Below are 20591 nucleotides of genomic sequence, written 5' to 3'. Positions count from 1 at the left end.
CTCCCCTCCCGCAGAAGTCCCGCACATCCCCGCACCAGCGGACAACGAGAGCAGAGAAGAGGCATCCCTGACATGACCACCCCGATCGGACCCACCGACTCCAGCCTGGTCCCCAGGTTCGCCGGCCCGGCCACCTTCGCCCGGCTGCCCCGGCTGGACCAGGTCGAGCGCGCCGATGTCGCGGTCGTCGGTGTCCCCTTCGACACGGGGGTCTCCTACCGGCCGGGCGCCCGCTTCGGCCCTTCGGCGATCCGCGAGGCCAGCCGGCTGCTGCGGCCCTACCACCCGGGCCTGGACGTCTCGCCCTTCGCCGAACTCCAGGTCGCCGACGGCGGCGACATCGCGGTCAACCCCTACTCCGTCGGCGACGCCGTGGAGACCGTCGACGCCGCTGCCACCGACTTCGTCCGGGCCGGGACCCGGCTGGTCACGCTGGGCGGAGACCACACCATCGCGCTGCCGCTGCTGCGCTCCCTGCACCGCCGGCACGGGCCCATCGCGATGCTGCACTTCGACGCCCACCTCGACACCTGGGACACCTACTTCGGCGAGCCCTACACCCACGGCACGCCGTTCCGCCGCGCCGTCGAGGAGGGCATCCTCGACACCGAGGCCATCGCCCACGTCGGCACCCGCGGCCCGCTCTACGGCAAGAGGGACCTCGACGACGACCGGCGCTTCGGCTTCGGCATCGTCACCTCCGCCGACGTGATGCGCCGCGGCGTCGACGAGATCACCGACGCGCTGCGCCAGCGCATCGGCGCGCGCCCGCTCTACGTCTCGGTCGACATCGACGTGCTCGACCCGGCGCACGCCCCCGGCACCGGGACCCCCGAGGCCGGCGGCCTGACCAGCCGCGAACTGCTGGAGATCCTGCGAGGCCTGGCCTCGTGCCACCTGGTCGGCGCCGACGTCGTCGAGGTCGCACCCGCCTACGACCACGCCCAGATCACCGCGACCGCGGCCTCCCACGTCGCCTACGACCTGGTCAGCGTGCTCGCGCTGAACGGGGCCGGGGGAGGGGCGCGCAAGTGAGCGACTCCCGCGCCGACGCCCGCACCGGCGGCGACCTCGCCGTCGAGACCCTGGCGGCACTGGGCGCACGCACCGCCTTCGGGATCCCCGGCCAGCACGCGCTGGGCCTCTTCGACGCGCTGCGCCGGCAGCCCGCGCTGCGGTTCGTCTCCAGCCGGGTCGAGAACAACGCCGCGTTCGCCGCGGACGGGCACGCCCGCCTCACCGGCGAGGTCACCCCGCTCCTGGTCTCCACCGGCCCCGGAGCGCTGCTGACCCTGGCCTCGCTGCAGGAGTCGCGCGCCGCCTCCGTGCCGGTGCTCGGGATCAGCAGCCAGGTCCCCGGCGCGGGCCTGGGCGGCGCCCGGCGCGGCTTCCTGCACGAACTGCCCGACCAGCAGGCCGGCTTCGCCGGTGTCGTGAAGTCCACCCACGTCGTGCGGCACGCCTCGCAGATCCCCTCGGCGATCGCCGAGGCCTGGCGCAGCGCGGCCGGCGCACCCGCCGGCCCGGCCTGGGTGGAGATCCCGCAGGACGTGCTGCTCGGCCCGGCCGGCGCGCCGCCGGTGCGCGACGTCGACGCCGCGCCCGCGCCACTCACCCCGCGCGCCGAGCTCGTCGAGGAGGCGGCCCGGCTGCTCGACGGCGCGCGCCGGCCCGTCATCCTGGCCGGCGGCGGCGTCTCGCGCTCGCGCGGCCAGGCGGCCCTGCGCGACCTCGCCGAGCGGCTGCGGGCCCCGGTGGCCACCACGTTCGGCGGCAAGGACGCCTTCGCCTGGGACCACCCGCTGTCGCTGCAGTCCTGGCTGGAGGACCGCCACGTCACCGACTACCTGGAGCGGGCCGACGTGCTCGCCGTGGTCGGCTCGGGGCTGGGCGAGCTGTCCAGCAACTACCACACCTTCCGGCCGCGGGGCCGCCTCATCCAGATCGACGCCGACCTGGGCAAGCTGGAGGCCAACCACCCGGCGCTGGGCATCTGCGCCGACGCCGCGGCCACCCTCGCCGAACTCGCCCGGCGGGTGGCGGCGCGCGGCGCCGACGAGGCGGTCACCGCCGAGGTCGCCGGCGTCAAGGACGAGGTGGCCCGGCGCCTGGCCGGGCAGGGCCTGGAGCTGGAGCGCGACGTGCTGGCCGCGGTGCGCGCCGCGCTGCCCGACGACGCGCCCAGCTTCTGGGACATGACGATCCTGGGCTACTGGGCCTGGTCGGCGTGGGACCCGCGCGCGGCCGGGATGCACTCGGCGCAGGGAGCGGGGGGCCTGGGGTTCGGGCTGCCCGCCGCGCTCGGGGCCGCGGCGGCCCACGACGGGCCGGTGCTCGCGGTCTCCGGCGACGGCGGCGCGATGTACTCCATCGCCGAGCTGGCCACCGCGCGCCAGCACGACCTCGACGTCACCTGGCTGATCGTCGACGACGGCGGCTACGGCATCCTGCGCGAGTACATGACCGGGGCGTTCGGCGAGGCCACCCACACCGAACTGGCCCGCCCCGACTTCACGGCGCTGGCGCACTCCTTCGGCGTCCCCGCCGTGCGCAGCACACCGGAGCGCCTGCGCGACGACCTCGCCGCCGCGCTCGCCGCACCCGGCCCGAGCGTGGTGGTGCTCCCCGCCGTCCTGCGCATGTTCGAACCGACCCACCTCCGGTAGGGCCCCGCCGCCGAAGAACCCGGACCCGCGCCAACGGCGTCGCGGGTCCGCCCATCCCCACATCCCGCACCGGCCGTCCGCCGGACGCACGAACAAGGGATCGCCCATGACGAACCCGACGAACCCGGTCGGCTCCGCCGAAGCCGACGCCGCACCCGTGACCGAGGGCATCACCGCGGTGGAGTCCTACGGCATCGCGCCGATCCCGGTGCGCGCCCAGAGCTCGCGCCCGCTGGACCTGTTCCGGCTGGCCTTCGGCGGCGCCAACACCTTCGCCACCATCATCCTGGGCACCCTGCCCATCGCCTACGGGCTCGGCTTCTGGGCCGCGGCCTCGGCGACGCTCGTGGGCGTCGTCATCGGCGCGCTGATCCTGTCGCCCATGGCGCTGTTCGCGCCGCGCACGCGCACCAACAACGCCATCTCCTCCGGTGCGCACTTCGGGGTCGTCGGCCGCGCGCTGGGCTCGTTCCTCTCGCTGCTCACCGCCGTGACGTTCTTCTCCATCTCGGTGTGGGTCAGCGGTGACGCCATCGTCGGCGCGGCCCTGCGGTTCGGCTACGACGGCGGCGCGGTGCTGCGGGCGCTGGCCTACGGCGCCATCGCCGTCGCGGTGTTCGCCGTGTGCATCTTCGGCTACCAGTTCATGCTGCTGGTCAACAAGGTCGCGGTGATCGCCGGCAGCGCCATCATGCTGCTGGGCGTGTTCGCCTACGGCGGCACCTTCGACCCCTCCTACGCCGGCACCGGCTCCTACGTGCTCGGCGAGTTCTGGCCCACCTGGGTGCTGGCCGTCGTGACGGCCATGGCCAACCCCGTCTCCTTCGGGGCGTTCCTCGGCGACTGGGCGCGCTACATCCCGGCCACGTACTCCCCCCGCTCCCTGCTGGCCGCGCCCTTCCTGGCCCAGGTCGCCACGCTGCTGCCGTTCCTGTTCGGCGTCGCCACAGCCACGCTGGTCGCCGACCCCGGCGACTACGTCACCGGCCTCGCCGCGGTGTCCCCGCTGTGGTACGCGCTGCCGCTGATCCTGGTCGCGCTCATCGGCGGACTGTCCACCGGCACCACCGCGCTCTACGGCACCGGCCTGGACTTCAGCTCCCTGTTCCCCCGGCTCAACCGGGTCCAGGGCACCGCCGTGGTCGGCACGCTCGCGCTGGCGCTGATCTTCGTCGGCAGCTTCGCCTTCAACATCGTGGCCAGCATCAACGCCTTCGCCACCCTCATCGTGCTGCTGACCTCGCCGTGGATGGTCATCATGATGGTCGGCTACCTGTTCCGCCGGGGCCACTACCTGGTCGAGGACCTGCAGGTCTTCAACGAGGGCAAGAAGGGCGGCGCCTACTGGTTCCACCGCGGCGTCAACTGGCGGGGGATGGCGGCCTGGCTGCCGGCCGCCGTCGTGGGCCTGCTGTTCGCCAACACGCCGCTGATCGTCGGCCCCTTCGCCAACGCGGCCGGGGGCGTCGACCTGAGCTTGGTGGCGGCGCTGCTGACCGCCCTGGTCGTCTACCCGATCACCGTCGTCGCCTTCCCCGAGCCGCGCGGCGTCTTCGGACCGGACGGGCCGCGGCTCGTCCCGGTCTCCGAAGCCCCGGTCGAGGCCGTCTCGACCCGCGCGGCGGCGCACGGCGCCGACGCCCGCGAATCCGCGGACACCGCGGTGTGAACGCGGTGCCGCGCCGCCGCACGACCGCCGGTGCGGCGCCGGCGCGCGAGGCGGCCGGGGCGCGCGCCCCGGCCGCCGACGAGGCGATGCGGCGCCCGCGGGGCGACCCGCGGGCACCGGCCCCACCCCTCAACGACGAGCGAGCAGAGGAAGAAACCTGTTGAGCACCATCCTGGCCAACGTCATCGGCGGCGAGCACGTCCTCGCCGCCGACGGCCGCACCTCCCCCCTGATCGACCCGGTGACCGGTGAGCAGGCCGGCACCGCCACCGTCTCCGCCGCACCCGAGGTCGAGGCCGCGATGAGCGCCGCGGCGAAGGCGTTCGCGACCTGGCGCAGGGCCACCCCGGCCCGGCGCCAGGACGCCCTGCTGGCCATCGCCGACGGCCTGGCCGCGCGGGCCGAGGAGATCGCCGACGCCGAGTGCCGCGAGACCGGCAAGCCCCGGGCCGCCATGACCGGCGAGGAGATCCCGATGTGCGTGGACACGCTGCGGTTCTTCGCCGGCGCGGCCCGCCACCTGGAGGGCAAGGCCGCCGCGGAGTACATGGACGGCCTCACCTCATGGATCCGCCGCGAGCCGATCGGCGTGTGCGCCCAGATCACCCCGTGGAACTACCCGCTCATGATGGCGGTGTGGAAGATCGGCCCCGCGCTGGCCGCCGGCAACACCGTCGTGCTCAAGCCGGCCGAGTCCACCCCGACCTCGACGGCCATCCTCGCCGAGGTCGCCGCCGAGGCGCTGCCGGCCGGCGCGTGCAACGTCGTCCTGGGCGACCGCGACACCGGCCGCCTGATCGTCGGCCACGAGGTCCCGCAACTGATCTCCATCACCGGCTCGACCCGCGCAGGGATCCAGGTCGCCCGGTCGGCCTCGGCCGACCTGAAGAAGCTGCACCTGGAGCTCGGCGGCAACGCCCCGGTCGTGGTCTTCGACGACGCCGACATCCCCGCCGCGGTCGAGGGCGTCATCGGCGGCGCGTTCCTCAACGCCGGCCAGGACTGCACCGCGGGCAGCCGAGTGCTCGTGCACTCGGCGGTCCACGACGCGTTCGTGGCCGAGCTGGCGAAGAAGGCCGCGGCCCAGCGCACCGGCCTGCCCTCGCGCGAAGACGCCGACTTCGGCCCGCTCAACAACGCCGACCAGCTCGACCGCGTCCTGGGGCTGCTGGAGCGGCTGCCCGACCACGCGAAGGTGCACACCGGCGGCCACCGGGTCGGGGACCGGGGCTACTTCATCGCGCCCACCGTCATCTCCGGCCTGCGGGCCGACGACGAGATCGTGCGCGAGGAGATCTTCGCCCCGATCATCACCGTGCAGCCCTTCGGGACCGAGGCCGAGGCGGCGGAGCTCGCCAACGGCGTCCCGCAGGGCCTGGCCTCCTCGGTGTGGACCACCGACCACGCCCGCGCGCTGCGGATGAGCGCCGAACTGGACTTCGGCGCGGTCTGGCTCAACAACCACGGCGCGCTGACCTCGGAGATGCCGCACGGCGGCTTCAAGCACTCCGGCTACGGCAAGGACCTCTCCGCCTACAGCCTGGAGGACTACACCCGGGTCAAGCACGTGATGAGTTCGACCGGCTGATCCCGAGTACGGGGAGGAGGATGGGCGGCGGGAGCCTGACGCGCCGGATGGCCTGTCACGTCCGGGGCTGCTAACGTCGGCTCGCGATGGAGCGGATGATCAAGGAGCCCTGAACATGCAGAACCAGCACCGGGAGCAGTGGGCGACCCGCGCGGGCTTTTTGATGGCGGCGATCGGATCGGCCATCGGCCTCGGCAACATCTGGCGATTCCCCTACATCGCCTACGACAACGGCGGTGGGGCGTTCCTCCTGCCCTACCTCATCGCGTTGCTGACCGCGGGTATCCCGCTGCTCATCCTCGAATACACCATCGGCCACCGCTTCCGGGGGTCCCCGCCGGCGGCGTTCCGCCGGATGTCGCGCCCCGCGGAGCCGATCGGGTGGTGGCAGGTCGCCATCTGCTTCGTGGTCGCCACCTACTACGCGGTCATCATCGCCTGGGCGGTGCGCTTCGTCGGGTTCTCCATCGGACAGGAGTGGGGCGACGACCCCAACGCCTTCCTGAACGGGGAGTTCCTGCAGGTCGCCGACGCGCCGGGGATGATCTCCTCCTACGTCGCGGGCGTCGCGTGGCCGCTGATCGCGGTCTGGGTGTTCACCCTGGCCGTGCTCGCCCTCGGCATCCGGGGCGGCATCGAGCGGGCGAACAGGGTCTTCATCCCGCTGCTGGTCCTGCTGTTCGTGATCCTGGTCGTGCGGGCGCTGTTCCTGCCCGGCGCGGCCGTCGGCCTGGACGCGCTCTTCTCGCCCGACTGGTCGGCGATCCTGGACGGCGGCGTCTGGGTCGCGGCCTACGGCCAGATCTTCTTCTCGCTCTCGGTCGGCTTCGGCATCATGATCACCTACGCGTCCTACCTGCGGCGCCGCGCCGACCTCACCGGATCCGCCCTGGTCGCCGGGTTCGCCAACAGCTCGTTCGAGATCCTGGCCGGCATCGGCGTGTTCGCCACGATCGGCTTCATGGCCGCCTCCAGCGGGGTCGCGGTCGACGAGGTCGCGACCTCGGGTGTCGGGCTGGCCTTCGTCGCGTTCCCGCAGATCATCTCCAGCATGCCGGGCGCGGCCCTGTTCGGGGTGCTGTTCTTCGGGTCGCTGGTGCTGGCCGGACTCTCCTCGCTGGTCAGCATCGTCCAGGTCATCGTCTCGGCGGTGCAGGACCGCACCGGCATGGGGCGCCTGCCCGCGGTGCTCAGCGTCGGCGGCGCCACGGCGATCGCGTCGATCGTGCTGTTCCCGACCGACCAGGGGCTGTACCTGCTGGACGTGGCCGACCACTTCATCAACCAGTACGGCATCGCGCTCGCCGGACTGGTGGCCGTGGTCGTGGTGGCCTGGCTGCTGCGCCGCCTGCCCGCGATGCAGGCGCACGCCAACGAGACCTCGGCGGTGCCCCTCGGCGGGTGGTGGCGTATCACCCTCGGACTGATCACCCCGATCGTCCTGGGCTGGATGATGTGGGACAGCCTGAGCGCGGAGTTCGCGCAGAACTACGGGGACTACCCGACCTGGTTCCTGCTCGCGATCGGGGGCGGTGTCGCCGTGGGCGCGATCGTCATCGGCGTCCTCGTCGCGCTGGTGCCCTGGAAACGCGAGCGCAACGCGGAGGCGTCCGCCGGCACCGGGCCGGACGCACGAGACGGAGGGAAGCACTGATGTCGATCGACGCCATCGTGATGATGATCATCGCCATCGTCATCGTCTGGGGCGGGCTGGTCGCCGCGATCATCCAGCTCCGCCGCCACCCCGACCGCCCCGACCAGGACCCCTCGACCGGCTGACGGCAGGCGGTCGAGGATGCGCCGACGAAAAGGGCGCCGCCCCCACTCTCTGGGGTGGCGCCCTTCTTCACGTCGGCGGCGGGGTCAGCCGAAGACGTCTTCGGCGCGGTCGGCGGTGACGGCGCGGCGCAGCCAGGCCATGAGTTGGTCGGGGTCGGTGCAGGAGGTGATCCGGTCGCAGACGTCGTCGGAGACTTTGATCCCGCGGGTGTCGAGGATCGCCAGCACGCTCTTGGCCTCGCCCCTGGCCTCGCCCTTGGCCTCGCCCCTGGCCTCGCCTTCGCGGAAGATGCGGCCGACGAACTCGCTCTTGAACTCGTAGGTGCCGGTGGTCACGGTCTCCTCCAGATATTTCCTGGCCGCGACGGGCAGTGCCGCGAGCACATAGTCAGAATACAAAGTGGTCTTCGACTCATCGAGTTCATCCAAGGCGGGGAGCAGCGCGTCCAGGACTGCCGTGTCCTCGGTATGGTTGGCGGCCGCGGCCAGGATCGCATACTCCGGGGCGACCCTGGCGGCCTCGGGATCGGTGACCGGTTTGAGGGCGGGCAGTCCCAGGGCGAGCGGCCGGTGCACCAGATAGCCGCCACCCAGGTCGATGGGCGTCGCGCACCACCGGGCCAGTGATTCGGTCGGGGTCAGGATGAGCAGGACCACCGGGCAGTTCAGTCGGGCGCGCAGATTCGCCACGTAGGCGGGCCAACTGAAACGCTTGCGGTTGTCGTGTCCGGTCTGGCACTCGGTGACGATCGCCAGCACCGGGGCCGCGCCGTCTCCGCTCGCTTCGGGGCCGCGTTCGAGGACGACGACGGAGTCGGCGCGCAGCTCCGGCGGCGCGGTGGTGGTGGCGTCGCCCGCCTCACACCGAGCCCGGGTGAACTCCGGAAGGGGAAACTCCGAGGCGTGGTCGAGGAGTTGGGCGGCCAGTTCGGGGGCGTGCCTGATGAGGTCGAGCGGGAACTCGTGTCCGAGGGAGGGCATGCGAAGACGCTAGAGAAGTCGGGTCCGCGTTCGCGGCGGAACGCCGAAACGTCCGGATATGTCGATCACCCGGATGCGCAGGCCCCGGCGGTCATTCCGCGGTCGTGGGGGAGGGGGCCGGGATGCCGCGCCTGGCCCAGTAGGTGGCGACCAGCGCGCCGGACAGGTTGTGCCAGACCGAGAACAGCGCGGCCGGCAGCGCGGCCAGCGGAGCGAAGTGCACCGTTGCCAGGGTGGCGGCCAGCCCGGAGTTCTGCATGCCGACCTCGACGCCGACCGCCCGGCGCGCCGACTCCGGCAGCCGGGCGACCCGTGCGGCGCCGTAGCCCAGGCCCAGGCCCACGGCGTTGTGCAGCACGACGGCCAGCGCGAGCAGCGCCCCGGTCTGCAGCACGGACTCGGCGTTGGCCCCGACGACCGCCGCGACCACCAGGACGATGCCGCCCACCGAGACCAGCGGCAGCACCGTGAGCACGCGCTCGACGAACCGGTGGGCCAGGGCGCGCACGATGACGCCCGCCACCACCGGCACCAGCACCACCTGCAGGATCGAGACCAGCAGGCCCCCGGCGTCCACCGGCAGCGTGGAGCCGGCCAGCCACAGCACCAGCAGCGGGGTGAGCAGCGGCGCCAGCAGGGTGGAGATGGCGGTCATGGCCACCGACAGCGCCACGTCGCCGCGGGCCAGGTAGACGATGACGTTGGAGGCGGTGCCGCCGGGCGACGCCCCCACCAGGACCATGCCGACCAGCAGCAGCGGCGGCAGCTGGAGCAGCAGACCGATGCCGAGTCCGGCCAGCGGCATGATGAGGAACTGCGCGAGCACGCCGATGAGCACCGCCTGCGGGCGCTTGACCACGATCGCGAAGTCGCCGACCCGCAGCGTCAGGCCCATGCCGAACATGATCACGCCGAGGAACCAGGGGATGTAGGGCGCCAGCGTCGCGGTCCCGTCCGGCAGCAGCAGACCCACCACCGCGCCGAGCAGGACCAGTACGGCGAACCAGCGCCCGACGAAGTCGGCGATCCGCGTCACCACGTTGCCCATCGTGCCCATGCCCCTCTCCGCCGCCTCAGGGGGCGGCGGCCTCGCCTGGAACCGGACTGATCTACGCCGTAAAGGAAGCGGCTTCGATCACATCCGAAACAACACCGGCGACTCTAGCCCGCACACCACCCCACCGGTAAAGGCACCCCGGCCACACGGCCCCGAGGACGGCCCGGGCGGCTTCGGCGGACACCGCCTGCCCCGGCCGCAAGAGCCCCGGTATGGCATCCCGGACTCAACGAACGCCGATGTTCGCTCCATGACACAGCTTGATTCTTTGTATGGGACCGACGCCGGAAATCATCTTTTTTAAGGAGTACATTCCGAGGCGGCATGGGTAATCTTTGGGCTGCCGAAATCCCGTATTCCCGTCAGATGGGATCTGAGCCGCGGATACGGCTGGGAGCGGGGTCGGCAATCGAGACATGGACGCACAACGCCGGCTCCCGGGAGGCGAATATGAGCGGACCGCGTGAACCGGAATCGCGGCCTCACCTCACCGATGGAAGGCCGCTGTCCGGCGAACCCGTGAACCCTCCGCAACCGGGGGTCGGCGCTCCCGGATCGCCGACGCGTCCCGTCGCACCATGGGTCCTTCCCTCAATCACCGGAGTGATAGGGGCCGTGGTCGGCGCGACCGGGTGGGCGCTGATCTCCGCCGGCTGGGAGGCAAGGGAGGCGCGAGCCGCCGAAGAGGCTGAGGCCGCCGCGTACGGCAGCACCTTCGAAGACGCGGTGGACGAATGCGGACTGGGGTACTCCAGCGGCGCCGATATCGGCGACGAAGGGGCCAGTCTGGTCATCGACCACCGAGGACAAGACGAAACCGGTGGTCTCTCCTATGCGCAACTGGACTGCGTGACCAACGCGGTGGACGCGCCCGACCACGTCACCGCGCATATGGAGAACACGACCGCGATGGACGGACGCCAGTCGGCCTCGTGGGACGGCATCACCGCGTCATGGTCCTACCATCCCGACCGCGGGCTCGACATCGTCTTCTCCCTCGACCGTGACCGATGAGCGGGTCCGGCCGAGGCGGCCTTACCACCCGGCGGCACCGCGCACCCGGCTCGAAGGGAACCCCTCTCTCAGAACCCAGGACCAGGGCCGGTCCCTGTACACGCCGTTCACCTTCCCAACGACGCGGCGGGGCCGAGGCGAAGATGCATCAGCATTTCGCGGACAAACGGGTCAATCGAGTCGGCAACCGCCGTGAGCTCTTCCACGCCACCCCGCCGAAGTACGCGAATTACTGGCCGGCGTCGCCGGTGACCTCATCGAAAACGACGAGAGCCCCGAGGCCCTGGAATACCGCCAGAGCATCGACGCGACCGAGAGCGATCACGCCGGGACGGCGGTGGACAGGCGCGCCGTCCGCTGAGTCGGCGCACGGCGTCCACGGCGCCTGCCTTCCGACCCCGGCACGGCAGGGGCCCAATCCCCCCGGTCCCTGCCGCCGTCACCGCCTTCTCCTCCCGCGCCCGGCCGGACCGGCTACCGCCGGGCGCGCCGTGCGACTTCCGGAAGACTCAGTGAGGCCGCAGCACCAGCTCGTGCTCGGCGTCCTCCTCGATCGCCTCGCGGGTGGAGCGCATCGGGGTCGTCTCGCCGGCGGCCCACAGCTCCATCTGGTCGTCGTAGTCGTCGTGGAAGGCGTGCCCCGAGGTGCCGGTGAGGTTCACCCAGCGCGAGGCGTCGAGGTCGGAGAGGTCCACGACCATCCGCATCGACGGCACCGAGGTCACGGCGTAGCCGTCGGTGAGGCTCCAACCGCTGGCGTTGACGATGCTGGAGCCGCCGGCCGCCTCGACCGGGCCGCGGTTGAACAGCCACTCCACCGCCGCGATCCCCGAGGTGCCGAAGGACTGGTTCTCGGCGGTGAGCGTGTGCAGGTCGCCCCAGCGCCACTGCGCAGGGTCGTCGCCCAGCCGCTCGGTCAGCTCGGCCGCCGCCTGCTCCATGGCCAGGGACAGCACCTCGTCGCGGCCGCCGGCCTCGGTCCCCTCCCACCACGGGGAGTCCGGGTCCTCCAGCAGGTCCGCCACCACCAGGAACCCCCGGGAGCCGCCGTCCATCGGATGGTCCTCGCCCAACTCGTCGAAGGTCAGCGGCACCAGGTGCCGCCAGGTGGCGTTGTAGAACGCGGCCGCGGCGGAGTCGACGTCCTGCTGGAAGTCCCAGTCGGCCAGCAGCCGCCTGGCCTCGGCCACGGTGCCGTCGTCGCCCGATCCCTCGATCTCCGCGTCGAGCAGGTGGGGGACGACGGCGCGGGCGCCGGAGTTCTCGCTGTCGAACTGGATGCGCGACATGTCGTCGGCCGTGGCCCCGCCCTCCGCGATAGCCTCGGCGAGCAGGTCGTCGATGCGCTGGGCGCGGTAGCCGTAGTCCCAGTCGGTGGTGAGCAGGTGCGCGTAGTCCGACCCGATCGCGGCCTGGTTGGCGGTGACGATGTAGCCGGATTCGGGGTCGCGCACGCTCGGCAGCTCCTCGAAGGGGATGTAGCCCTCCCAGTCGTAGTCGGAGTCCCAGCCGGGCGCGGGCCAGCGGCCGTCGCCCTTGCCGCGCACCGGGATCCTTCCGGGGGCCTGGTAGCCGATGGTGCCCTCGACGTCGGCGTAGACGAGGTTCTGCGCGGGCACCTCGAAGGAGCGCGCGGCCTCCCGGAAGTCCTCGAAGCCGCGAGCGCGGTTCATCTGGAAGATCGCGTCGGCGGTGGTGCCCGGCTTCAGGGCCGTCCAGCTCAGGGCGACGGCGTATTCGGCCTTCTGCGCCTGGTCGGCGGGCTCGCCCTCGGACGTCACGGGGGCGTCTTCGCCGAAGGCGCGCAGGTCGGCGGCTGCGGCGGCGTCGGAGAGCAGCGGGCCGTGCCCGGTGGAGCGCACGGTGATCTCGACGTTCTCGCCGCCGGCCACCTCGATGGTCTCTCGGCGGGTCTGCATCGGCACCTTCTCGCCGTCCACGATGACGGAGTCGCCCTCCACCTTCTCCAGGTACAGGTCGGTGACGTCCGGACCGAGGTTGGTGAACCCCCAGGCCACGGTGTTGTTGTGCCCGATGACGACGCCGGGCAGCCCGGCGAAGCCGAACCCGGTCACGTCGAAGGGGCAGGCGTCGCCGACGGTGGTGCAGTGCAGGCCCATCTGGTGCCAGACAGAGGGCATGGCCGCGCCCAGGTGCGGGTCATTGGCCAGCAGCGGCAGGCCGGAGGCGGTGTGCTCGCCCGAGACCACCCAGGAGTTGGAGCCGAGTTCGGGGGAGGCCGGGCCGAGCATCTCCGGCAGGCCGGACAGGCCCTCGCCGACCGCGGCGACCGTGTCGGCGGCCCGGATCGCGTCGGCGGGCGGCAGGGCGGCGTCGGCCGCGGGGGAGTCCGCGTCGGAGTCGGGATCGGCGCCGGTGAAGGCGCCGTCGCGGACCTCGCCGTCGGTGACGATCGGCGCGTGCTCGGCCTCCGGGTATTCGGGGTAGAGCTCGTCGACCTGGTCGCGGGTCAGCCCCGCGGCGAGCAGTCCCGCGCGGTCGATCTCCTGCTCCATGTTGCCGCGCAGGTCCCAGGCCATCGCCTTGAGCCAGGCCAGGCTGTCGATGGGCGACCATTCCTCGATCTCGTAGTCGCCGTTGGTCAGCCCGAGCACGGCGTACTCCAGGCTCACCTCCGCCCCGTCGCGGTCGGCGAGGTAGGCGTTGACGCCTTCGGCGTAGGCGTCGAGGTAGCTCCGGGTGTCCTCGGCGAGCAGGTCGTACTCGGCCTCGGCGACCCGGCGCCAACCCATGGTGCGCAGGTAGGCGTCGGTCTCGATCTGAGCGGGCCCGAACAGCTCCGCCAGTCGCCCGGCCGTGGTGTGCCGGTTGAAGTCCATCTGCCAGAACCGGTCCTGGGCGTGCACGTATCCCTGGGCGGTGAACAGGTCCTCGGCGGTGTCGGCGTAGAGCTGGGGGATGCCGTGGGCGTCGCGGTACACGGTCACCTCGGCGCTGAGCCCGGGCAGCGCCAGTTCCCCGTCGTAGTCGGGAAACGACCGCTGAACAGTGAAGACAGCGACTCCGGCTGCGACGAGGACCAGGACGACAAGTCCGGCGAGCAGGCCCAGCGCCCAGCGCTTCAGGCGGGATCGAGGAGTGGACATGGGATGACCTTAGGGGCGCCCGGCCACGGTAGAACCCGTTGCAGATATCGCTTCCGCAACACCGGCCGGTCCCGGACACTTCCGGCGGGTTCCCGGACACATGCTGACGAATGCCGCAGGGTCGGGCCGGTAGGGGGCAGGCCCTCCTGGCCCCTCGGGGACAGAGAGAAGAGCGGAGGCGAGAGCTGACTTCGGCGTTTGACCCAGCGGATTAAAAGTCCCCTCCGGGGGTGGTGTCCAGGGGGTCCTCGTGGTGTTTCGTGCCGTTTTGTCCATCGGTGTGGGTGTTCTGCTGCCGGTGTGTGCCGCCGTATGCCGGGCGGGTGCGGAACTTACGAGCACAAGCGGAGCACATGCGCTCCACCACAGTGAGAAGTCCAAGGTTGACCGGCGGGAGCCGAACCGGATTTTTGGTGGTGCGCTCTGTCATATAGATGGCTGAGCGTGCAGACTCCAGATCGTGCTCGGTTGTTCTTCGCTGCGGTTCGGGTAGCTGAGAAACGACCGCTTCTCGGACGGATCGATGCGGGTGGGGAACATCGAAGACCCGCTCCAGAGGCGCGCATCTCGCCGGGCGGAGGGCATGGCGTGCGTTCACCTCTGGCAATGGATGGTTGCCATCCTCGTCCAAGTGCTCACCTGACTACATACGGAAAGCGCGTCTGTCCTGACTTGGACCTCTTTAGTGACCCACTGATTTGCCGGTATCGATTGCGGTGATGATGTGAGGGGCGTCGTCGGTCAGTGGTTCGGTCGCGGTGTGGGTGTGGCCGCCGATGTCGACGTCGACCTCGAGCACCGGACGTAGGGTGCGAATGATCTTGCGGATGCTGAATCCGGTCTTGGCCTGCATGTATCTGGACATCGCCAGCGCGGTGAACACGATGGTGAGGTGGGCTTCGATCGCGTCGCGGGTGCGGTGGAACATGGGCCGGGCGCGCAGGTCTGTCTTGGACATCCGAAATGACTGCTCGACGTGCCACAGGTCGTGATACGAGCTGATCACCTCGGTCGGGGCCATGATTTCGGCGGGGATGTTGGTGACATACCCCTTGAGTCCGACCAGGCGCCGTGCCCGCTCGAGGGCTTTCTCATCGAGTTTTCGGCCGGCGGCGGTGGTCTTGACGAATCTCGTGGACTTGACCTGGGCGTCACCGTCGATCACGGCGCGGGCGCGGTTCTCCTGCGCGGTCAGCGTCTTGCCATCCCTTACGGCGCGTTTGCGGGAGTAGGCCCAAATCGCCCGCCAATGCCCCGGATATTCCTCGGGGTTCCAGACCGGCTCCGTCCGCTTCGTGCGCTTGCCCCCTCGGGTGTCGCCGTGGCGGGCTGCGCCAGCAGGGCGCCCACCGGGCCAGCATCGGCTCCATCGTGGACAAAGCCCTCGTGGCAGCAGCGGCCCAAACGGTCTCGCTGCCCGGTGAAGCCACCACCGCCAGGCTGATCACACGCTTGGCGCGGCAGTCGCTGGAGCTGGACCGCGAGATCAAAGACACCGACCGACTGGTCGCTGACCGATTCCGCCAGCATCCGCAGTCGCCGATCATCGAAAGCCTGCCCGGCGTGGGCCCGCACCTGGGCGCGGAGTTCATCGTGGCCACCGGCGGCAACCTGGCCGCCTTCGCCACCTCGGGCCGACTGGCTTCCTACGCCGGACTCGTGCCCGTACCGCAAGACTCCGGCCGGGTGCGTGGCAACCTGCGCCGACCGAAACGTTACAACCGCCGCCTGCGGCGGGTGTTCTACATGGCCGCACTGTCCAGCATTCGCGCCGACGGCCCCTCGCGTACCTTCTACCAGCGCAAACGCAGCGAACGATGCCTGCATAAACAAGCCCTACTCGCCCTGGCCCGACGCCTGATCGACGTCCTGTGGGCCCTGCTGCGCGACGGACGCCTGTTCACACCCACCGCACCTACGCCCGCTAACACCTCGGCTGCTTGACACGATCATTGAGATTCCCTTCTTCGGTGCTGCAGGCTCCAGCGGTCTCCGGGGCCGTAGTGATTGCGGGTGTGGCAGAGGCAGCGAGGTCCACGGTGCGCCCACGAAGGGACGCCACGCTTGCTGCCGCGAGCGTCAGAAGCGCAGCACCGGGGATCAACCACGGAAGCAGGAACGCCATGCCACTACTGATCCCGATGAGGACATCGAAGTTGATGATGGCGAGCACGATCCCGACCGACAGACCCAGCGTGCCGAGCAGCGGCGCCACCAGGGTCTGCCAGAGAGGGCCCCCGCCACGACGGCGGAAGAACGCGATGACCGCGACGGTCACCACCGCCTGCAGCACGAGGACGGCCAATGTCCCCAAACCCACGAACCACGCGAACAGCTGCTCGAACGGATCCACACCTGCAGCCATGAAGGCAGCCAGGATGATCAGAGTGATCACGCTCTGCACCACACTGGCCCGGTGCGGGCTCTGGAAGCGGTGGTGGGTACGGGCAAGCTGCACCGACAGCAGACCTCCACGGCCCAGCGAGAACATGTACCTGGTCAGCGTGTTGTGGAAGGCCAGCAGCACCGCGAACACGCTCGTGACGACGAGGACCTGCATGAGGTCGGTGGCGAACTGCCCGACGAAGGCGGTGTTGACTCCGGTGACGAAGTTGACCGGGTCCTCGCTCGCCCGGGTCCTGACGTCCGAGCCGTGTGCCAGACCGATCGCCCAGGTCGTGACCGTGTAGAAGAGGCCGATCAGCACCACCGCCACGTAGGTCGCACGCGGAACCGTGCGGCGGGGGTCTCGAGCCTCCTCGCCGTAGATGGTCGTGGCCTCGAAGCCGAGGAAGCAAGTGAAGGCGAACAGCAGCGCAATGCCGGGAGCCCCGGAGAACACGTTGCCGGGGACGAAGGCACTGCCATCGAGGCCGTCGGCGCCGCCCCGGACGATGACCACGGCGTCGAAGACGAGAAGGATCAGAACCTCGGCCAGCATGAGAACGCCGAGCACCTTCGCGGAGAGGTTGATCTCCAGATAGCCCAGGATCCCGACGAGAGCCAGTGCCACGACAGCGAGTGTCTGCCAGGAGACGTCCCAGCCCCAGTGGCTGACCAGATCCCGGGCGAAGACACCGAACTGGCCGACGAGCCCCAGCAGCATGCAGTTGTAGGCGAAGAGGGCGACCCCTGCTGAGGCCTGACCCGTTCGGTTGCCGAGCCCCAGGGATATGTAGGCGGTGAATCCGCCGGCGCTCGTGACGTGGCGACTCATGGCGGCGTAGCCAATCGCGAAGAGCAGGAGCACGACGCTTGCCACCAGGTACATGCCGGGTGCGCCGAGGCCGTTCGCGGCGAAAACGACAGGGCCTGCTCCGAGCGTGGCTCCCAGTGGTGCCGCGGCCGCCACGACGAAGAAGACGATGCCGGAGGTTCCCACGGCCGACTTCTTGAGCTGTCTGGAAGGCTCGGTACTCATCGCATCACCTCTCGAGGGTCTGCCGTCACCGGGACGGCGTCGCATGTGTTGACGACTATGAAGAGACCTCTGAGTGCTGGACAACGACGAGTTCGAGAACAGACAATCGTGTGCCACGATTACCGAGACCGGGCGCGACCGCAGCGCCATGAGGTCGCGCCCAGGAGGTGGGCGTGACCTACGGCGGTAGGGAGTCGATGTGGAAGTACGCCAACTCCGATATGTCGTGCGTCTGGCTGAGACGTTGCACTTCGGTCGCGCCGCGCAGCTGGAGCACATCGCCCAGTCCGCGTTCAGCGGCCACGTCGCCCGGCTGGAGCGCGAACTCGGTGTCCGACTGTTCGACCGAAGCCACCACCGCGTCGCCCTGACCCCCGCGGGCGCAGCCTTCGTCGAGCGAGCCGAACAGATGCTGACGCAGCTGGCCGACGCCGCAGCGGAGGCGAGGGCACAGGCGATGCCGGAGCAAGAAGTTCTGCGAGTCGGCACCTTCGCCGAGGCTGCCGGAGAGTTGATGCCGATCATCCTGTCCCTCTACCGCGAGTTGCGGCCGGATGTCCGACTCGAGTTCACCGAGCTTTCGATGGTCGACCAGCTCGAGAAGCTGGTGTCCGAGGAGGTCGACGTGGCCGTGGTCCGTGCTCCCTTCGAGGACGACCGGATCGCATTGCGGCCGATCTTCTCCGAGCCTCGAGTGGCGGTGCTCCCGCGGCAGCATCCGCTTGCGGACGCGGAGAGCATGTCGGTGGACGACCTGCTGGATGAACCGTTCGCCGCCGCTGATACCGGCGCACCGGCCGGCTGGGCATCGTACTGGACCTGCGATGACCGCCGTGGTGAGCCAGGCCGAGTAGCGACCCACGTCCGATCGGTGGGAGAAGGCCTGATGGCCATTTCCTGCCTCGGAGCGGTGGACACCTTCCCACAGACAGCCGCCCGCCTTTTCCGGCACTCCGGTGTCGCCTACGTGCCGCTGCCCGACGCCACGCCGAGCACTATCAATGCTGCCACTCGGCAGAAGGACACCCGCCCGCACGTGCAGGCCTTCCACCTGGCGGTCAAGCACGCGATCGACGGACACCTCGACGTGGTACCCGAGGCTGTTCGATCAGCAACGGCCTGAGACGCCGGAGCATCGCGCACGTGTTCGCACAAGGAGCCGAGGCCACGCTGTGGACGTCCACAAAGCCATGGCGAATCGGTCTCGCGACATTGCCGGTGGCCCCGAGACCCAGGCAGAACGGTAGGCCGCTGCCGTGGCCGTGGTCTCTGCCGCCCTCGCATTCATCGCGATGTGCACAGGCTGGTTCGCACCCGAGTCGACTTGCTCTTCGCTGAGGTCGGGTCACGCTGCGTTCGCGCCTCGGCCTTGCCGATCGCAGCAGGAGATCGCTCTATCGCAAACTGATCATTGCCCCGCTCTCCGGCGTTCCCGCATAGTCCGTTCCACGGACCACCACCTCGCACGGCTCGGCGCATTCGACTGAGGTGGTGCTGATGAAAAGCACGGCATGAGGCGGCAGCAGAGGTCGCCCAATGTTGGCTCCGCAGAGCGTTGTTCATTGCCTGCCGGAGCGGACATGCAAAGCGAATTGGCAGCGAGTCCGTGCGGTATTTCCGACGCTTGCGGGGAGGATTCGTGATGATCCAGGGCCAGGACTTAGTGATCAAGAACGCGGTCGTTCGCACCGTCGACGGACGGGATTCGGTTCATGACGGGGTTCTGCTCAGCGGCGGCCGCATCGCCGCGGTAGGCACGGAGGAGCAGGTGCGGGCGGCGGCTATCCGTGATGCGGAGGTCTTCGACGCGGGCGGCCGGACGGTGGTTCCGGGATTCATCGATGCGCACAACCACATGAGCATCGCAGCGTTCGAACCGGACTCGGTGGATTGCTCGACGCCGCCGTTGGCTACGCTGGACGAGGTTCTCGCCGTCATCGAAACGCACTGCAAGGGCATGCCGGCCGGACAGTGGGTGCGTGGTTTCGGCTTTCACATGTCCAAGATCAGCCAACTGCGCAACCCGACCCGATACGAGCTGGACGAGGTCGCCCCGAACAACCCGTTCCTGCTCGTCGACTCCAGCTGCCACGCCGGCTACGCCAACAGCGCAGCGCTCGAGGCGGTCGGAATCACGCAGTGCACACCCGACCCGTGGGGCGGTGCGATCGAGCGCGACGGCAAGAGCATACCCACCGGCACATTGCTCGAGGCCGCGGCGAATCTGCCGCTCTCCGCCTCGTGGAACGACTACGCCGAGCGCGACTGGGACAGGGCGATCGAACTGCTGGAAGCCAAAGCCAGGCAGTACCTGGCCGTCGGGCTCACCGGTATCGGTGACGCGTGCGTCACCACGAAGGCCGCCGAGCTCTACCGCCGCGCGGATATGGCCCGGAGGCTGCCGCTGACCCTGCAGCAACTTCACGGTGGCGACCACTTCTTCTCCCAGCAGAACCTCACACGCACCGACATCGTCGACCGCATTCACCGCAGCGACAGCCCGATGCTGCGCGGCGGCAGCATGAAAATCTTCGTCGACCGTGCCTACCCCGACGGCGCCGCGATCGATCAGATCCACGACGGCTGCACACGCCACGTGGGGACCAACTTCTACACTGCGGACGAGGTCCACGAACTCGCCGTGCAGGCCGGCAGACTCGGCATCAACCTCGCCATCCACGCCATGGGCAACCGTGCGGTCGGCATGGTCATGGACTCCTACGAGGCCGTCCGCAGGCACGCCGGCGACGAGGCCATCCTGCGACTCGAGCATGCGTTCGTCGCCGAGCCCGCCCAGGCTCCTCGCATGGCCGCGCTCGGTATCGACCTGGTCGCCAACCCCGGCCTGGCCCACCACGATGGCGATATGTTCACCGAGTGGCGCGGTCGGGGACAGGACCACCTGCGGGTGCTCCCCGTCCGGAGCATGATCGATGCCGGTGTCCGCGTCAGCTTTGCCTCTGACCATCCCTGCGGCACCTTCTCCCCAGCCGAGATCATGTGGAACGCCATCGCCCGCCGCCACTACACCGGCGCCCCGAACGAACCCACCGAAGCCGTCACCGCAGCCGAAGCACTACGGGCCTACACCATCCACCCCGCACACTCCTCCGGGCGAGCCGGCGAAGAGGGCAGCATCGAGGTCGACAAACGCGCCAACATCCTCGTCCTCGACCGCGATCCCCTCACCTGTCCAACCGACGACCTGCGCTCGATGACGGTCGACCGCACCTACGTCGACGGTCGACTGGTTCACGAACGGTAGCTGACTCCCACGGCGTGAGGTTCTGAACCATTCCGGTTCACGGC

General features: G+C 70.0%; 14 protein-coding genes and 1 pseudogene. 10 read left to right on the top strand and 5 right to left on the bottom strand.

What is annotated here, in order from left to right:
* Positions 1 to 72: 72 nt before the first annotated feature.
* The 6 genes from speB to HDA32_RS15730 all read left to right on the top strand — a co-directional run bounded on the left by speB (position 73) and on the right by HDA32_RS15730 (position 7702).
* On the top strand, positions 73 to 1035 hold the full coding sequence (gene speB, locus HDA32_RS15755) for an agmatinase (protein ID WP_179643911.1): 963 nt from the start codon (positions 73 to 75) through the stop codon (positions 1033 to 1035).
* The gene (locus HDA32_RS15750) at positions 1032 to 2666 is read left to right on the top strand and encodes a thiamine pyrophosphate-binding protein (protein WP_179643910.1); all 1635 of its coding nucleotides are present in this window, start codon (positions 1032 to 1034) and stop codon (positions 2664 to 2666) included. The genes speB and HDA32_RS15750 overlap by 4 nt, the downstream gene beginning before the upstream one ends.
* Before the next feature lie 106 nt (positions 2667 to 2772).
* Positions 2773 to 4335, top strand: a complete 1563-nt coding sequence (locus HDA32_RS15745) for a purine-cytosine permease family protein (protein WP_179643909.1) — start codon at positions 2773 to 2775, stop codon at positions 4333 to 4335.
* A gap of 160 nt (positions 4336 to 4495) precedes the next feature.
* Positions 4496 to 5923, top strand: coding sequence for an aminobutyraldehyde dehydrogenase (locus tag HDA32_RS15740; RefSeq protein WP_179643908.1), 1428 nt, complete (start codon positions 4496 to 4498; stop codon positions 5921 to 5923).
* A gap of 115 nt (positions 5924 to 6038) precedes the next feature.
* The gene (locus HDA32_RS15735) at positions 6039 to 7577 is read left to right on the top strand and encodes a sodium-dependent transporter (protein ID WP_179643907.1); all 1539 of its coding nucleotides are present in this window, start codon (positions 6039 to 6041) and stop codon (positions 7575 to 7577) included.
* Positions 7577 to 7702 carry a methionine/alanine import family NSS transporter small subunit gene (locus HDA32_RS15730; protein ID WP_179643906.1) on the top strand — a complete coding sequence of 42 codons (126 nt, stop codon included), beginning with the start codon at positions 7577 to 7579 and terminating at the stop codon, positions 7700 to 7702. The genes HDA32_RS15735 and HDA32_RS15730 overlap by 1 nt, the downstream gene beginning before the upstream one ends.
* Before the next feature lie 84 nt (positions 7703 to 7786).
* Here the strand turns inward: HDA32_RS15730 and HDA32_RS15725 are convergent, their stop codons facing one another.
* Both HDA32_RS15725 and HDA32_RS15720 read right to left on the bottom strand, forming a co-directional pair.
* Positions 7787 to 8683 (bottom strand): hypothetical protein, encoded by an 897-nt coding sequence (locus HDA32_RS15725; RefSeq protein WP_179643905.1) that lies wholly within the window; start codon positions 8681 to 8683, stop codon positions 7787 to 7789.
* Positions 8684 to 8774: 91 nt separating this feature from the next.
* Positions 8775 to 9740: a bile acid:sodium symporter family protein gene (locus HDA32_RS15720; RefSeq protein ID WP_246334368.1), complete on the bottom strand. Its 966-nt coding sequence runs from the start codon at positions 9738 to 9740 to the stop codon at positions 8775 to 8777.
* Positions 9741 to 10355: 615 nt separating this feature from the next.
* On the opposite strand from HDA32_RS15720, the gene HDA32_RS15715 reads away from it, so the two are divergent.
* The gene (locus HDA32_RS15715) at positions 10356 to 10754 is read left to right on the top strand and encodes a hypothetical protein (protein ID WP_179643904.1); all 399 of its coding nucleotides are present in this window, start codon (positions 10356 to 10358) and stop codon (positions 10752 to 10754) included.
* A gap of 509 nt (positions 10755 to 11263) precedes the next feature.
* Here HDA32_RS15715 and HDA32_RS15710 read toward each other — a convergent pair.
* Both HDA32_RS15710 and HDA32_RS15705 read right to left on the bottom strand, forming a co-directional pair.
* Positions 11264 to 13861, bottom strand: a complete 2598-nt coding sequence (locus tag HDA32_RS15710; RefSeq protein WP_179643903.1) for a penicillin acylase family protein — start codon at positions 13859 to 13861, stop codon at positions 11264 to 11266.
* A gap of 682 nt (positions 13862 to 14543) precedes the next feature.
* Positions 14544 to 15254, bottom strand: coding sequence for an IS1634 family transposase (locus tag HDA32_RS15705; RefSeq protein WP_376767018.1), 711 nt, complete (start codon positions 15252 to 15254; stop codon positions 14544 to 14546).
* Between HDA32_RS15705 and HDA32_RS15700 the strand changes: the two are divergent.
* A pseudogene (locus HDA32_RS15700) lies at positions 15191 to 15805 on the top strand (transposase); the annotation flags it as partial. The gene HDA32_RS15705 and the pseudogene HDA32_RS15700 overlap by 64 nt on opposite strands.
* Here HDA32_RS15700 and HDA32_RS15695 read toward each other — a convergent pair.
* Positions 15786 to 17282, bottom strand: coding sequence for an APC family permease (locus tag HDA32_RS15695; protein WP_218882484.1), 1497 nt, complete (start codon positions 17280 to 17282; stop codon positions 15786 to 15788). The pseudogene HDA32_RS15700 and the gene HDA32_RS15695 overlap by 20 nt on opposite strands.
* Positions 17283 to 17481: 199 nt before the next feature.
* Here HDA32_RS15695 and HDA32_RS15690 point away from each other — a divergent pair, with 199 nt between their 5' ends.
* Positions 17482 to 18405, top strand: coding sequence for a LysR family transcriptional regulator (locus tag HDA32_RS15690; RefSeq protein ID WP_179643902.1), 924 nt, complete (start codon positions 17482 to 17484; stop codon positions 18403 to 18405).
* Between the two features lie 519 nt (positions 18406 to 18924).
* Positions 18925 to 20547 carry an amidohydrolase gene (locus HDA32_RS15685; RefSeq protein WP_179643901.1) on the top strand — a complete coding sequence of 541 codons (1623 nt, stop codon included), beginning with the start codon at positions 18925 to 18927 and terminating at the stop codon, positions 20545 to 20547.
* The last annotated feature ends 44 nt before the right edge of the window (positions 20548 to 20591 follow it).

Source organism: Spinactinospora alkalitolerans, assembly GCF_013408795.1.
Classification (GTDB): domain Bacteria; phylum Actinomycetota; class Actinomycetes; order Streptosporangiales; family Streptosporangiaceae; genus Spinactinospora; species Spinactinospora alkalitolerans.
Note: the sequence above shows the minus strand (reverse complement) of the source record. Positions and strands in the feature narration are given on the sequence as shown.